Origin of the sequence: Haloferax sp. DFSO60 (assembly GCF_046557615.1) — an archaeon.
Lineage (GTDB): Archaea > Halobacteriota > Halobacteria > Halobacteriales > Haloferacaceae > Haloferax.
This window is the reverse complement of sequence record NZ_JBKIII010000004.1, coordinates 36,992-51,314: the sequence shown is the minus strand read 5'-3', so window position 1 is coordinate 51,314 and position 14,323 is coordinate 36,992. Positions and strand designations below refer to the sequence as shown.

Here is a 14,323-nt window from a genome sequence, read left to right as displayed (position 1 = left end):
AGTGCAACTGGCTCACCTAGTTCGAGGAACGAACCACTACGAAAGTCGTGCTTAATCGTTAATGACAAGGCATTTTACAATTTGTAAACATTGTAATAGAGCAGAGATAGAGAATATCATAAGAGAGTTATGAATGGCCAACCACCAATATTGTGATTTTTGTGAAATTCTATTCACGAATGAACACGTAGTTTGGAGGGAGAATATCCACGTCTCACTCAGTAGTCGAGAGAAAACACTTTGTCTCCAACGGACGGTGAACTGAGATGATGGAGTTGCGCAGTCGTCGAGAGAGAACGCGTCCACGGGGAAGCCACGAATGAACTGGTCTCGAAAATCCCTCGACGAACTCGAAGCCTATTATTGGGAGGTGGTTGCGCCCGCGATGGACCGCGATGGAATGGACCCAACGAGCGACGCACCGACCTACGCGTGGTTGGCCGAGCAAGGATGGTCAGGTATCGCGTACGCACTGCGCGAAAAACACGGATTGACGCCAAGAGAGTTCTTCGTGGACGTTGTCGGTGTCGGCGACGGCGACTCGCAGGGGTACGACTGGGGAATCGAAGACGAATCAACTATCCGAGCCTTCGAGTCCTACCTCGACATGCTCGAAACGCGACGAGGACTCGCGGAGACGACACTCCCTACTCGGCGAACGCACCTCGCACGGTTCGCACGGATATACCGCCGACTCCACGGGGAGGCAAGTCTCTTGGACCACCTCAGCGATAGAGACACAGAGCCCGACGAAATCGACCGCTGTTTGCGCGTCCTCGACGAGTTCGGCAACCAGTTGACGACCGATGGGACGAAACTCGCGTACCTTCAAACGGTCCGCGCATTTTACGACTACCTGGTCGATTTCCGACGAGCGCGGTACAACCCGGTTGCGAACGCAGCAAAGCAATTCCGGTGGGAGCAAGGGCAACCAGACAACCAGACGATGACCGCAGCGCAGGTTCGGTCGGTGTATCAGGCCGCCGAGAGCCTCGAAGAACGACTGCTGGTCCTCGGACTCGCCGGGTGGGGACTTCGGCCAAACGAACTCGCAACGCTCGATGCATCGCAGTTCACGCTGAGCGACGACGACCCGCACATCGCCTTTAGCGAGCGGAAGAACGGACCGGGAACGGTGGCACTCCTCTACGGAACCGAGGCAGTTCGCCAGCGAATCGACGGTCTCGCCGGAGACAACGAGTGGACGGGAGCGATATTCCCCTCTTCGCGGTCCGAAACAGGGTACATCGCACGCGAGACAGTCAACCGTCGATTCAAGCGCCTCGCAGACAGCGCGGGCGTCCGCGTCGATGGCGAAACGCCGACGGCCAAACTGTGTCGTCGGTTTTGGTACACCACGTATCAGGCGGCCGTCGAATCGATGGTCGCACAGTTAGAGGGCATCGCCGCCGACCAAGGTTCGAAGAGTGCCGAAGTGGTCATGTCCAACTACCTGTCTGAGGAGCGGCGACGTGCATTCCGAAGAGAAGCCATGCGAACACGACTCGCAGCAGTTTTCGGTGACGAAGAATCAGATTCAGAGTCACAGACGGTAACCCGGATACCCACGCAGAGAAGTCGCTGAAGTTGTGGATAACTGCGGACATGGTGGTGTATGAAACCGGTATAGAATGTCAGCAATTCAATTATTTTGGCAGCCTACGAGAAGTCGAACGTCGGAGTGGTCGCCTCTCGTCGGTAGTAGACCTGTGTGATACCGAAGACGAGTACGTACCCGAGTATCGACAGTCCGACCGCGAAGATGGCGTTGCCGAGCAGTTGTCGGATGATGATGTCGTAGCCAGCATCGAGCGTGAACTGGGTCGGGTCTACTGGTGCTGTTCCGACCGGCCCGAGGAGGAACGACCCAAGCCAAAAGCTCGCCCCGTAGAGCGCCCACTTGACCGGTGGATTGAAAATGACGACCGTCGCGCCGAGGGCGAGTTTGCTCGCGCGTTCGAAATAGTACGAGATTAATACGAACAGAGCAAGCGCGGTTCCAGCAGTTGGGAGAACCGTCACGAACACGCCGAACGCGAAGCTCAGCGCAATCTCGTGCGGCGTGTGCTGTGCTTCGAACGCGGCGAGTATCCCCGTCCGGATGCGGTCGCGGACCGCGAACAGTCTCTCGTACACGCTTGCCCACGAGAGGGAATCAGTCGTTATCAACTCTTCGGCCTCGGAAAGTCAGAATATTCAATTTAGTAGGTTAGAAAGCCCGAATATCAGTTATTCCAGAACGAGAGAGAAGCCCCACGTCGCAGATTGTGAGTCATCGCTACTACCCATCTCTCCCTGCGCGGAAATCTGCGTCTCGAATCGGAACTCACCGACTGGGAGACAACTGTCTTCGCCCTCTTTGGCCATCCCGTAGAGGTCAACGAATTTCGTCTTCGACTCGCCGGGGGCGAACGTCTCCATGCGGTACTCTTCGGTGATAAGGATGCCTTCCGACAATCGCCAGCATCCCGCTTCAGCAGGCCACTCTTGTTCTGCCGGGAGGAACATGAGTTCACGCGAGTCATCGGTGACGTATTCGAAGAAGATAGCTCGACCTTCGCCCACGAGTATCTCCGAATCGCTCGTGTTCGTCAGGGTGACCTGAATCTGTGGTGGGTGTTCGTCTGTCGCCACATCTTCGCTCACATCCACCGCGGGTTCGATTGGGATGTCGGGCGCAGCATCGACGCTTCTGAGCGAGATGCCTGGTCCGCCGGTTCCTGTCGGTCGTGTGCCGCCTGGGTTGTCGGTCATCGTTGAATCACCGGGCGTGTCTGTGAGTCCATCGTCTGGTTGAGCAGTACCGCCGAGACAGCCCGCGAGCGCAGACAGAGAAACGAGTCCGAGCGAGCGAAGCATCGTTCGACGTGTCGGGGACATATCTGTATCTCACTCGATGAGTGCATAATCCTACGTGAGAGTCAAAAATCTGTTTTACTCACCGATAGTTCGGGGGGAGTGGCCGGGCGATATGCTCGCTACGCCTCAATCGTCGAGGCTCTCGCGGGACCCCGACTGTCGGCTTCGGTAGTAGTCCCACTCGGTGTCGGTGCCGTAGTGGACGACCAACTCGTCGGCGGTCTGGTCGGCGATACCCGAGACGGAACACAGTGCGCTCGTATCTCGGTCGAGGATGAACGCGGCGACAGTATCCGCGCGGCCAAAGTGTTCGAAGAGCGCGCGCGCAACCGTCTCACCTGCGTTGGGAACCGGACCGCACGCCGACCGGATCCGTTCGAATTCGGTTCGCTTATCGAGGGATTCGACCCACGTCTGAACCCACGACGCGATTTCTGTGCGGTCCACTTCGGTTTCTGGGTGCTGAAACTCTCGAATCGAATCGTCGAGGAGGCCACCGAGTCGCGCAGAGACCGACAGGCCACCGGGATGCGGAAGGACGTGGACGCCCGGTGAATCACCGGACTCCGTTCCCACGAGCGCAGTCGGCACTGCCTTTTCGAATCGAAGTGCGAAGTTTGCCGGGCGAGGTTCGCCGGGTGGGTAGATGACCCATTCGACGCTCGGAAGCGAGATACGTTCGGGAAGCCAGTCGAGTTCGTCGGGAGCGGACTCACCCACGACACCGTCAGATTGTGAGTCAGGGTCGTGTGTCATGTGAGTCGTCCTCCGAGCGTTCGAGTGTGCCTGCACCATCAGCAAATACGGACAGTCAACTACAGTGACACACCGAGGGAACAGTCATAAGCGACCCGGTTATCTGTCTGTGTCACACCCGGTTGCTCAAGTACGTTGAGTACGAACCGAGGGTAATGCCCGTCGTTGAAGTGAACCTGCCCGACGAACTGCTCGTGGAGTTCGAGCAGTTGGTAGATGAAGAATTCATTACTGAAGAGCAAGCAGTCGAAGAACTGCTTTCGATGGGGATGGACGCCTACGGTGCCCCCGTCGAAGAAGAGAGCGCGATTCGGTCCGATTTCGTCGAGAGCGCCCAGAACAACCTCTTCGATACTGCCGGTGACCCCGGCGGTATCGATGACGACATCCTCTAAGGCCCACATTAGGCGGTGGTACACGCCGTCCATCCCATTTTAATCACCACCAATAGCACCCCGAAGAGATTCGAGTCTGTATCCAAAGCCGAGCGGGGCGAACACAGCGAGTCACAGAGTCAAGGTTCCCACTGACCCGCTAGGTGCCTGTAAAGACCGAGGAGACAACGCTGTGTCAAATTATGTCGCCAAATGTGAATATCTCACAATCCAGACAGACAGTGTTAGTATAATATTTTTCAGACATATTCGGCGTCCTGAAACGGGTCTTTATCTGGACATTCGAACAGAAAACGAAGGCACGATTTCTCTCAGATACACATCTCAGCCACCCTGACTATTGAAATTGGTTGTTCAATGACTGAATATTCGTTGACACGGGTCGGTGGCGATTAACAAAGATGTTTCTGACACAATCTGGACCTGAACCAGAAAATGTGTCTAATGTTCTCGAAATCTTCCACGCAGACACTGGTCCTGCCGGAGGAGTTCACTCAAGTCGAATCTGCTCAGTCGGCCGCAACTGGGCACGGAGGTCTGAATGTACCGCGGTAAGGCAATCGGTGTCGTCGTCCCAGCACACAACGAAGAGTCGTTTATCGGGCCAGTTATCGACACGATGCCAGCATTTGTGGACCGAGCGTACGTCGTCGATGACTGCTCGGTCGATGGAACCTGGAACGAAATCCTCGAACACACAGAACAGGTGACGACACAGCAGGTCGCACCATTCGCGACCGATGGTGGCCAACGATTCGAATCGCGAATCGTTCCTATTCGACACGAAACCCAACAGGGTCGCGGCGCAGCAGTGAAGACAGGCTACCGCCGCGCACTCGACGACGGGATGGAGGTCATCGCCGTCATGGACGGTGACGGACAGATGGACCCCGATATTCTCGATACGATTCTCGACCCCGTGGTCTCGGGCGAAGCCGACTACTCGGTTGGAAACCGACTCAGCAGTACTCACCACCTCGTCGGCATGCCTCCGTTCCGCCTGTTCGGAAACGTCCTCCTCATGGGATTGACGCGAATCTCCAGTGGCTACTGGCACATCCGCGACCCCCAGAACGGCTACACCGCAGTCTCTGCTGAAACCCTCCGCGACATCGACATGGACGACCTCTACGACCAGTACGGGTTCCTCAACGACATGCTCGTCAAACTCAACGTACACGACAAGCGCGTGGCGAGCGTCCCGATGCCCTCCCGCTACGGCGACGAAGAGAGTGGAATCCGATACTCGACGTTCATTCCCAAACTCTCGACGCTCCTCTTACGGAACTTCATCTGGCGTCTGTGGGTGAAGTACACGAAATCGGGTGTACACCCGGTGGCCATCCTCTACGTCTTCGGCGCGCTCGCAACGCTCTTCGGTGTCCTCCAGACAGGGTGGAGATTACTCACGAGACACGGCGAGACAAAGCCCTCGATGCAGGTGTCGATTCTCGGCATCGTCTCGCTCCTCGGGGCGATGCTAAGTGACAGACAAGAGAGCGACGAGATTTCGAGTTCCGGGCGACGAAAACTGCGCCGGTAGTCAACCCCGCAAGTAGCCGAGGCAACCGACCGAGCAGTTCGAGAACGACGCATTTTCAGCAACCTGTACTTCCCGATCAACAACCGATTCTCTTCTATCGACGTTGTAGCCGAGCGAACTGACGACGCCAGTGGCTAGTCCTCACGCGGGAGGTACGGAAGCGGACTCACCGGGCAGAACTGTGGGAACTCGGTGAGTAGATGTCGAAGAATGTGGACGTGACCAGACCCGACGATGAAGAGGACGCGCTCAGTATCGTCGTCCACGGCGCGCCAGATGTTGTGGACCATGCGAAGATTTCGTCGATACCACCGAGCGAGTGCGTCGGGTCCGGCGTAGTTCTCGTCTGTACCCATCTGAAGGAACTGGTCGTACATTCCGTCGTTGTAGTGGAGTGCGGCCTCTTCGTTGAGAAAGCGATGGTATGCAGGAATAGACGAGGTTTTGAGGCGCTCGGTGAGCGATTCCTCTAGGGCTCTGGTATCGAGTCGCGGAACGTCTCGCTTTGGCGTTGGTTCGAACCCATCTGCTTCGAGTGCATCTAAGTCCGGGCTGTCACCGAGGTCTTCTGGAACATCGACCGGAACGACACGGTCGTGGCCGAATCGGTCGGCCAGTCTGAATCCGATTTGGACGACTTCACTTCGACTTCGCTGTCGCGCATCGTCACGCTCCGGATGCATGGCATTGAGCGCGTGTGCTTCGCCGTACGAAAAACCGCCGTCGCGATATTGCAAATAGGCGTCCTGTACTGCGTCCGCCGCAGATGCAGGGCGCTCGACAGCGACGAAATCCGGGTCGATAGCTTCGAGGTTCGAGACCAGTTCGGTGAGTTCCCGTTGTCGGTCGTCGCTCAGTACGTCGTCGGCATCGACGTTTGCCGCATCTAATCCGGGGTTGTCCATGTGGTAGGTGCCGAGAATGACGACCTCAATTTGTTCCGGCGTTGGAGTCGGCCACGTCGGCGACTTTCGTGCAGCTACGTTGGGCCTGGGCATCGTGAGAACGTGTCACTCACAGAATGCTTTATAGGTGTTTGTTCGCCGAGCAGAGAAAAATCGAGGGTGTTTCGGTATTCACGAACGCGACTACGTCACCGTATTCGACTCAGCACGTCGGCGACGGGGTTCATCCGCCGCGACCCCCGAAACGTAGCCGACTGAACGAGTCGCTCGACGACAGGTGCGGCGAGTTGTTGTGCGTTCAACGCGAGATACGCAATCGATGCCGCCGGGTCGTCGCGGCCAAGTACGTCGTACGTCCGAGGCACAGACGGCCGTTTGAAGAGTTCACGGGCGGCAGTAAGCTTGTCCGGGCGACCGAGCAACTGCCCGATTTCACCCGGGAAGTGCTGTGCTTGGACGCCGACATTGTACGAACACTGCGACTCACACGTACCAGTCGTCACGAGTTGATAGAGGAGATACGGGAATTCGACGCCTGCAAAGACGGAGAGTGCCATACTCCCCCAGAATCGGGGATTGATTTCGAGCATCTTAGGCACGCCATCGCGGCTATCGATTCGATACTCGACCATGGCCGCGCACGTCCAATCGATCGACCGAAGCAATTTGTCTGCATACTGAACGGCCACCGGGTGGTCAATCGTCTCACGGAGCGTGCTGATACCACCCTCTGGTGGGTTGGTTCGAAGCCGTCGTTGGACGGTGAGACCCACGAGGTTCGACGACCAGTCGTAGAGCGTGTACACGCCCATCTCGCCGTCGCTCGGGATGTACTCTTGGATGAGATAAGAACCAAGCTCTCGATTTCGATTTCGGTAGGCTGTTTCGAGTTCAGCCTGCGAGTGGCACACGACGAAACCATGACGACTGTGGCTCTGGCGAGGTTTCAACACCACTGGGTAGCCAATCTCTGATTCGACCGCTTCGAAGTCGATATCGTCGGGCAAGACACTCTTCGGAACGGGAATCCCAGCGTCACAGGCCGCTTGGTAGCTATCCCACTTGTCGAACCCAATCATCAGTCGGTCGTGTGGCGGATAGGGAATGGCCGTGTACTGCTCGAACCGCTCGCGGTGTTTCGTGAGCGCGGGGATGGTCGCGTTGCCGAGTCCGACGACCATATCGTACTCTCGTGCGCGGAGTTCAGCCTCGATTGCATCGGCAAAGCCCACCTCGTCAGTAAGCGGTGAGGGATAGCAGAGAGAGCGGGTTGCGTACTTCGAGTATGCACCGGGGTTGAGGTCAGTGGTCGACCCAGCAGTGATTTCGATGCCGTGTTGGCCTAAATTCCGGAGGGTTACGAGCCCCTGTCTGAGGTTCGTATCCAACACCAGAACCCGGTTTGCGACCATCAGCGTGCCCCTCCTGTTGGGCAGAGGTACGGTGAAGAGCCCGGTGACTCAAGACGGCAAATCGTCGTAGGTGCCATACGTATCGACTGGGTATTGACGCGAGAACGTGGTAGTAAGCGTCATTCTAACCAGAAAACTATCGAAACTGGGGAAAACAATACAGAAATCAGGACACTCATACTTTCAAACTAGTCCGCTTTTGCGTACATATCGACGAGGTTGTTCGCCGTCGCCTGCCACGAGTACTGCTCTTCGATGAGGGTTCGGTTGCCACGTCCCATCTTCGAGGTGAGTTTCGGGTCGCGAATGAGTTGTTCGAGCGCCGTCGTCAGCCCACTCGCGTCACCGGGTTCGACGAGCAGACCGCGTTCGTTCGTGATGACTTCGGGAATACTGCCGACAGGCGTGGAGACGATGGCGTTCCCACCGGCCATACCTTCGAGCATCGCAATCGGCAATCCTTCGGCGTAGGTCGGTAAGGCGAAAATCGACCCGCTGCTGAGCAAGTCGCGTTTTTCTTTTTCGGTGACGAACCCGAGATACTCGACGTTGTCGTACTTCCGTGCAACCGCCTCGACACGGTCTGCAAGCGGGCCACCGCCACCGATAGTCACCCGGAAAGAGAGGTCAGACATCTCTTCGAGCCGCTCGATAGCGTCGAGAAGTTCGAGGACACCCTTTCGCTCGATGAGGTTCGAGACGAAGACCAGGTGAATTGGGTCGGCGTCGTAGGTTGGACTGTATTCACTCGGGTCCACGGCGTTCGCAAGGACGTGGATTTTCTCCTCATCTGCGAGCGGTGAGACGACGCCGCGCCAGTATTCTGAGAGTACGACCACGTCGTCGACGGTGTCGAAGACGACCGATTGGAGGCGTTTGACGATGGGAGATCCCGTGTTCAGGAATTCGTCGAACGACGACCCGTGGATGTGTAGCACGACGGGGGCGTTCCACACGTACGTCGAGAACAGGACGAAGAATGCCGACCGGTAGAACGAGTACGTATGCGAGGTGTGGACGTGAACGACATCCGGGCGAGGTTGGAACGGAAACAAGAGCATTGCCCAGAGCGACGACAGTACCATTCGGATGCCGCGTTCGAGTCCCTCGCCCTCGGGCGATGAGTACTTCGTATAGACACGGACGTCCATGCGGTTGCTGAGATGCCGCTGTTGTTCCGTGATATATCGGTCGATGCCGCCAGTCCCTTTCGGGCCGACGATGAGGAGTTTCTGCGTATGTGTCATGGTATCACGTTGAAGCGAGTGTGTACAGTTCCGTACGCGAAACGTGGTGTCCTTGGTGGATAGTTATGGGTCGGTTGACCGGCCAGTTTGCCAGTGCAAAAATGAGTCAGTGCGTCGTCGTACCGGGAAACGAACGACGATTCGAGAGCGATACAGTTCCAGACTCAGGTGTCGGTCGTCGCCGTTTTCGTCGCCCGTGCGATGCCTTTGGCCGCCTCCTCGGCGGTTCGTGGAATCGGTGGAAGCACCGAGTCAGGTGAACCTGCTGGGAGACCCAACACCGTGCCACGGTAGAAGAGCCCAACGTCGGTTGTCTCGAAGTACGTATCGACGACGCTGACTCTCGCGTCGAGACCTGCTGGCCACTCGAACGTTCCACAGGCGACATCGCCGCGGGCGTGACCACTCAGGTGGCAGTTGATCACCTCGATATCGTTGAATCGAGCCCACACACCGCGGTCACCTTGGTCGCCGCCGACTGCAACACAGTTCTCGATACGCGAACCCGTCGTTCCCACACGGAAGTGCGATGCTCGGCATCCCTCGGCGTAGGAGTTCTTGATAACGACAGTACCACCTTTCCCGGGGAGTCGATTGGCAACAGTCTCCTGTGGATAGCCCGGCGTACTCGCGTAAATTGCGTTGTCTGGCAGGTCTTGGATGTTCGTCTGGTTGATGGTCAAATGGCCTTCGTGCGTGCGATAGACGTAGATGCCGGTCACCCCGTCGTACTCGTCGTCGGGACAGCCATCCGCGAAGTAGAAATTCTCGATGAGGCCAGTTCCGCCCTCATCCACACGCGCTCGAAATGGCTCTGCTTTCTGGTACTGGTCCCAGACACCTTTGATGCCGACGTTGCGGACGACCCAGTTGGCCCCGTTGGCTTCGATATCGAACGTCGCACCCGGTGCTGAGATGTCGATGAGTTTGTTCTCGAGCGTCTCACCCGACCCGACTCGGGCCGTGTACGTCTCTCCGGCCGCGACGGTGACTTCTTCGTATTCAGGAAGCGTATTGTCAGCGGCCCAAAGACTCGTGATTCCGACTGCGATTGCGAGCAACACACTCCCGACGGCTTTGAGAAGCGAGCGACGACCGAACTCGGTTCGAGAGTCGTCGCGTGCAGGAGGCGAGTTTGGAGAGTCAGACACGTCACCTCGTGTTCCGAGCGAAGGAAAATCACGAAACTCGAAGAACGAATCTTCACCTTCCGATGTCTCTCGCTCGTCGTCAGCCTGCATTGTCTTGTCTAACAAGACAGCGGATTGAAGAATGAATGTTTGGTCCGGGTTGGGGACGACTATCCCCGTCGAACCACGACACGAGTAACGACATCGTGCCGCTAGCCACGTGAGTGGCTTGCAGAAGGGTTCGTATGTTCGAATGAGGTGCGCTTAGAGCGAGTCCACCTCCTCGCCGTTTACGAGTACGCGGTAGTCTGCGGCGGCGGCGTCCGCAGTGAAGTCCGTGAGCCAGCCGACGAACTCGAAGTCGTCGGCGTAGCCGTTGCCGGTCTTCCCAGAGACCGTCGTCGTGCCGTCGCCGTTCGACGAAACCTTCTCAGAGCCTTCGGATTCGGAGCCCTTCGACACCGTGCCGTTGACGGTGAACTCGTAGCGCACGAGCGGGCCGCCTTGATTCGTCTCGACGGTGAGTGTGTTCGTGGACGAAACTTCGATCTCCTCGCCATCGACAAAGACGCTGTAGTTCTCGGCGGTGACGTTTGCGGTGAAATCGAGCAGTTCGCCCGTGAACTCGAAGTCGTCGGCGTAGCCGTTGCCGGACTTGCCAGAGACCGTCGTCGTGCCGTCACCGTTCGCGGTCACAGTATCGGAGTTCTCGGCGTCTGCGCCCTTCGTCACGTCGCCATCGACCGTGAACTCGTACTCGACGAGTGGGCCGCCTTCGACGGTCTCGACCGTGAGCGCGCTCGTCGATTCGAACGACACTTCTTCGCCGTTGACGAGGACGCTGTAATTCTCGGCATCGACGTTGGCGGCGAAGTCGAGTAGTTCGCCATCGAACTGGAAGTCGTCGGCGTAGCCGTTGCCGGTCTTACCGGTGACCGTCGTCGTGCCGTCGCCGTTCGACGCCAGCGTGTCGGAATTTTCGGCGTCAGCGCCTTTGGCGACGGTCCCATCGACGGTGAACTCGTACTCGACGAGCGGGCCGCCTTCGACGGTTTCGACCGTGAGCGTGTTTGCCAAGTCGGTTACGTCACTCGTGCTACTGCCGCCGCCGGTCGACGAGTCCGTCGATGAGCCACCCATCGCGGCTTCTTCAGCACTCGCCGGAGCACCAGCGGGGAGCGACTTGGTCGGCGAACCCGAAGAGCCGCCGAGAACGGTCCCGCGGTACGTGAGAGTGTTGTCGGTCGTCTCGAAGTACGTGTCTTTGGGAGAGACCGTCGCATCGGTTCCGTCGGGCCACTGGTAGGTCCCACAGGCGATGTCACCCTGTGCGTGACCCGTCAGACTGCATCCCACGACCTGAATGTCGTTGAAGCGCGCCCAGACACCGCGGTCACCTTGGTCGCCGCCGACGGCGACACAGTTCTCGATACGCGAACCCGTCGTTCCCACACGGAAGTGGGATGCACGGCATCCCTCGGCGTAGGAGTTCTTGATGACGACGGTGCCACCGTTGCCCGGGTAGCGGTTGTCGCCAACGGTCTCTTCGGGGTAGCCTGGCGTACTCGCGTAAATCGCGTTGTCCGGCAGGTCTTGGATGTTCGTCTGGTTGATAGTCAGGTCGCCACCGTGCGTTCGGTAGACGTAGATTCCTGTGACACCAGCGTATTCGTCGTCAGGACATCCATCCGCGAAGTAGTAGTTTTCGATGAGACCGGTTCCGCCTTCATCGACGCGTGCCCGGAATGGTTCTGCCTTCTCGTAGACGTCCCAGATGCCTTTGATACCGATGTTACGGACGACCCAGTCGCTTCCGCTGGCTTCGATATCGAACGTCGCACCCGGTGCCGAGATGTCGATGAGTTTGTTCTCGAACGTCTCTCCCGAGCCGACTCGTGCGGTAAACGTCTCGCCAGCGCCAACAACAATCTCGTCGTACTCCGCGGCCGCGGCGGTTCCCATACTTCCCGTACCAACTGCGCCCGCTAAGAGCGCACTCCCCGCTATTTTAAGATATGATCGTCGATCAAATTCGTTTGGCCGCTCTTCCTGACGGCTGTCCTCTGACATACTAATCCCCCACTAATGTGGCTCATTAAGCAATTTTACCAGCTTCTCGCAGATGATATTAATTTAGTTGCGGATGGTTTGCATATGATATCCAGATATTCATCAAGTCAATACACGATTAGTAGACTATTAATCCAAAAATTCACCATTTTGGATAGGATTAATTTGTCTCTCGAACTAGAAATTAAACAGACATCTTATAACTCCTAGTGGTCAAAGACAACAATTTCAGCCGATAGTATGGATTAACGTACAATTATTCAACTTACTTCGAAGAGGGAAGACAGTCAGTCAAAAATTCAATTGGGTGTCATCTATTGGGCCGATATTTGCTGATTCGATGTCACGTCACAGGTAGAGTCAGAAAGCGACCGAGTCAGCGGTCAGCCTTGCGGCGAAAACCGACCAATTGCGGGGAGTCATCGTGCGGATAGACTCTCCATTACAATGACCAGTCACGTGGAATCGTTGAAAGATGAGTCGAGACCTTACGAGTGGGTTCCTGTCGATTTTGAACGGGAAAATACTGACCTCGGTAGTTGGTATCCTTTCGCTCCCACTCATCGTCCGCGTACTCGGCCCGACCGGGTACGGGAACTACGCATTTCTCTTATCGACGTTTTCGCTGCTCATGATTCTAGTTAGCTCAGGCGTGACCGAAGGAACACAGAAGTTCATCGCCGAAGAGCGAGGAGATGTCGATAGATGGCAAGCCGGTGTCGTCGGATTCTATCTGAAACTCGCGGTAGTGCTGGCAGTCATCGGAAGCGTAACGCTCGTGCTTCTTACTGCCTCAGGCGTCCTACAACAGGTGTTAGACCGAGAGTTCGAGGTGTACTTCTATCTCCTTGCAGTACTCGTCATTACCGTCCAACTTCGCTCGTTCATCCGTCGTGCCTTGCTCGGACTTGGACTCGAACCGTACTCTGAATCACTCACCGTCGTCGAGAAAATCATCTTAGTCGGCGTCGGCCTCGGATTGGCGAGTATTGGACTGGGTGTCGCTGGTTTTCTCGTCGCCCAAGCCATCGGTTCGACTGTCGTACTGCTCGTCGGGGTCATCGTCTTGTCCCGTCGGCTATCGATTCGTGCGGCAATTCGTAAACCGATGTCGTCGCTCCCGTATCGAGAGTTGCTGTCGTTCAACGGATTGAACATCGTCCTCGTGTTGCTGATGACGTCGCTGTTCCACGTGGACATCATGATGCTGCGGTTGCTCGTCAGCGGTGAGCAAACCGGATTCTACAAGGCCGCGTTGGAACTCGCCGAGTACATCTGGTTAATTCCAACGGCGTTCCAGACGCTCATGCTCCACTCGACGTCGAAGATGTGGTCTCGCGGCGAACACGAGCGCATCAGCGATTTGGCGGGGAAAGTCACTCGCTACGTGTTCCTCATCACTTCGTTGCTCGTCATCGGCGTGTTCACACTGGCAGACAGATTCATCCCGATATACTACGGCGCTGAGTTCAGTGTGGTCTACCAGCCGCTTTCGTACCTCCTGCTCGGTGCGTTCGGGTTTGCACTGGCGATTCCGATTTCGGGTATCAACACCGCAAAAGGCCGACTCTGGCCGCTTATCGGAGCCACTGCGTTGGCAGCACTCGGGAACGTCACGCTGAACGGGATACTCATTCCACAGTACGGAATGATCGGTGCCGCGGTCGCGACGAGTATTAGCTACGGGTCGATGTTCTTCTTGCACGTCGCGTGTGGGTACTATCTTGGCTACCAGCCGCTCGCAGGCCTTCGTCCCGTTCGGATTGTCGCTACCGCCGTGGTGAGTTTCCCACTTATCTTCTCTCTCGAATCGGTCATCGCCAACGATATCATCGCGTTGGTACTCGTCCCGCCGGTGGGCTTTCTCCTGTTCTGGGCGGTCGCCCTCGGGACCGGTGCAATCGACAGAAAGGAGGTTCGTCTGGGTCTCTCAGCGATTCCATTCCCGGTTCCGAAGGTCTCTCGGTGAGGTGTTTTTTCATTCAAAACCTGTCGATTCTACCTCT

At 56.9% G+C, this 14,323-nt stretch carries 12 protein-coding genes; 4 read left to right on the top strand and 8 right to left on the bottom strand.

Annotated features, from left to right (window positions below):
• Nucleotides 1-319: 319 nt before the first annotated feature.
• Nucleotides 320-1,585, top strand: coding sequence for a tyrosine-type recombinase/integrase (locus ACK509_RS16055; RefSeq protein ID WP_410767577.1), 1,266 nt, complete (start codon nt 320-322; stop codon nt 1,583-1,585).
• Nucleotides 1,586-1,659: 74 nt separating this feature from the next.
• Here the strand turns inward: ACK509_RS16055 and ACK509_RS16050 are convergent, their stop codons facing one another.
• The 3 genes from ACK509_RS16050 to ACK509_RS16040 all read right to left on the bottom strand — a co-directional run bounded on the left by ACK509_RS16050 (nt 1,660) and on the right by ACK509_RS16040 (nt 3,615).
• Nucleotides 1,660-2,169 (bottom strand): DUF2062 domain-containing protein, encoded by a 510-nt coding sequence (locus tag ACK509_RS16050; RefSeq protein ID WP_410767576.1) that lies wholly within the window; start codon nt 2,167-2,169, stop codon nt 1,660-1,662.
• A 60-nt stretch (nt 2,170-2,229) separates the two neighbouring features.
• Nucleotides 2,230-2,880, bottom strand: coding sequence for a hypothetical protein (locus ACK509_RS16045; RefSeq protein WP_410767575.1), 651 nt, complete (start codon nt 2,878-2,880; stop codon nt 2,230-2,232).
• A 105-nt stretch (nt 2,881-2,985) separates the two neighbouring features.
• Nucleotides 2,986-3,615, bottom strand: a complete 630-nt coding sequence (locus tag ACK509_RS16040) for a hypothetical protein (protein ID WP_410767574.1) — start codon at nt 3,613-3,615, stop codon at nt 2,986-2,988.
• 155 nt (nt 3,616-3,770) lie between these two features.
• Between ACK509_RS16040 and ACK509_RS16035 the strand changes: the two genes are divergently transcribed.
• Together ACK509_RS16035 and ACK509_RS16030 are read left to right on the top strand one after the other, a co-directional pair.
• On the top strand, nt 3,771-4,010 hold the full coding sequence (locus tag ACK509_RS16035) for a hypothetical protein (protein WP_410767573.1): 240 nt from the start codon (nt 3,771-3,773) through the stop codon (nt 4,008-4,010).
• Between the two features lie 541 nt (nt 4,011-4,551).
• On the top strand, nt 4,552-5,553 hold the full coding sequence (locus ACK509_RS16030) for a glycosyltransferase family 2 protein (protein ID WP_410767572.1): 1,002 nt from the start codon (nt 4,552-4,554) through the stop codon (nt 5,551-5,553).
• Nucleotides 5,554-5,687: 134 nt separating this feature from the next.
• Here the strand turns inward: ACK509_RS16030 and ACK509_RS16025 are convergent, their stop codons facing one another.
• From ACK509_RS16025 to ACK509_RS16005, 5 genes are all read right to left on the bottom strand, one after another.
• Nucleotides 5,688-6,551 (bottom strand): DUF5694 domain-containing protein, encoded by an 864-nt coding sequence (locus ACK509_RS16025; protein WP_410767571.1) that lies wholly within the window; start codon nt 6,549-6,551, stop codon nt 5,688-5,690.
• Between the two features lie 95 nt (nt 6,552-6,646).
• A complete protein-coding gene (locus tag ACK509_RS16020; RefSeq protein WP_410767570.1) occupies nt 6,647-7,870 on the bottom strand; it encodes an ATP-grasp domain-containing protein in 1,224 nt (407 codons plus the stop codon).
• Nucleotides 7,871-8,058: 188 nt separating this feature from the next.
• Nucleotides 8,059-9,117: a glycosyltransferase family 4 protein gene (locus ACK509_RS16015; RefSeq protein ID WP_410767569.1), complete on the bottom strand. Its 1,059-nt coding sequence runs from the start codon at nt 9,115-9,117 to the stop codon at nt 8,059-8,061.
• Between the two features lie 164 nt (nt 9,118-9,281).
• A complete protein-coding gene (locus ACK509_RS16010; protein ID WP_410767568.1) occupies nt 9,282-10,268 on the bottom strand; it encodes a hypothetical protein in 987 nt (328 codons plus the stop codon).
• A gap of 243 nt (nt 10,269-10,511) precedes the next feature.
• Entirely contained in the window at nt 10,512-12,209 is a 1,698-nt protein-coding gene (locus ACK509_RS16005; protein ID WP_410767567.1) for a hypothetical protein, read from the bottom strand.
• Nucleotides 12,210-12,792: 583 nt separating this feature from the next.
• On the opposite strand from ACK509_RS16005, the gene ACK509_RS16000 reads away from it, so the two are divergent.
• Nucleotides 12,793-14,286 carry an oligosaccharide flippase family protein gene (locus ACK509_RS16000; RefSeq protein WP_410767566.1) on the top strand — a complete coding sequence of 498 codons (1,494 nt, stop codon included), beginning with the start codon at nt 12,793-12,795 and terminating at the stop codon, nt 14,284-14,286.
• The last annotated feature ends 37 nt before the right edge of the window (nt 14,287-14,323 follow it).

Excerpts from the sequence above, each read along its gene's own strand:
- ACK509_RS16055 (WP_410767577.1), top strand. The coding sequence starts at position 320 with ATGAACTGGTCTCGAAAATCCCTCGACGAACTCGAAGCCTATTATTGG.
- ACK509_RS16045 (WP_410767575.1), bottom strand. The coding sequence starts at position 2,880 with ATGTCCCCGACACGTCGAACGATGCTTCGCTCGCTCGGACTCGTTTCT.
- ACK509_RS16040 (WP_410767574.1), bottom strand. The coding sequence starts at position 3,615 with ATGACACACGACCCTGACTCACAATCTGACGGTGTCGTGGGTGAGTCC.
- ACK509_RS16035 (WP_410767573.1), top strand. The coding sequence starts at position 3,771 with ATGCCCGTCGTTGAAGTGAACCTGCCCGACGAACTGCTCGTGGAGTTC.
- ACK509_RS16030 (WP_410767572.1), top strand. The coding sequence starts at position 4,552 with ATGTACCGCGGTAAGGCAATCGGTGTCGTCGTCCCAGCACACAACGAA.
- ACK509_RS16025 (WP_410767571.1), bottom strand. The coding sequence starts at position 6,551 with ATGCCCAGGCCCAACGTAGCTGCACGAAAGTCGCCGACGTGGCCGACT.
- ACK509_RS16020 (WP_410767570.1), bottom strand. The coding sequence starts at position 7,870 with ATGGTCGCAAACCGGGTTCTGGTGTTGGATACGAACCTCAGACAGGGG.
- ACK509_RS16015 (WP_410767569.1), bottom strand. The coding sequence starts at position 9,117 with ATGACACATACGCAGAAACTCCTCATCGTCGGCCCGAAAGGGACTGGC.
- ACK509_RS16005 (WP_410767567.1), bottom strand. The coding sequence starts at position 12,209 with ATGGGAACCGCCGCGGCCGCGGAGTACGACGAGATTGTTGTTGGCGCT.
- ACK509_RS16000 (WP_410767566.1), top strand. The coding sequence starts at position 12,793 with ATGAGTCGAGACCTTACGAGTGGGTTCCTGTCGATTTTGAACGGGAAA.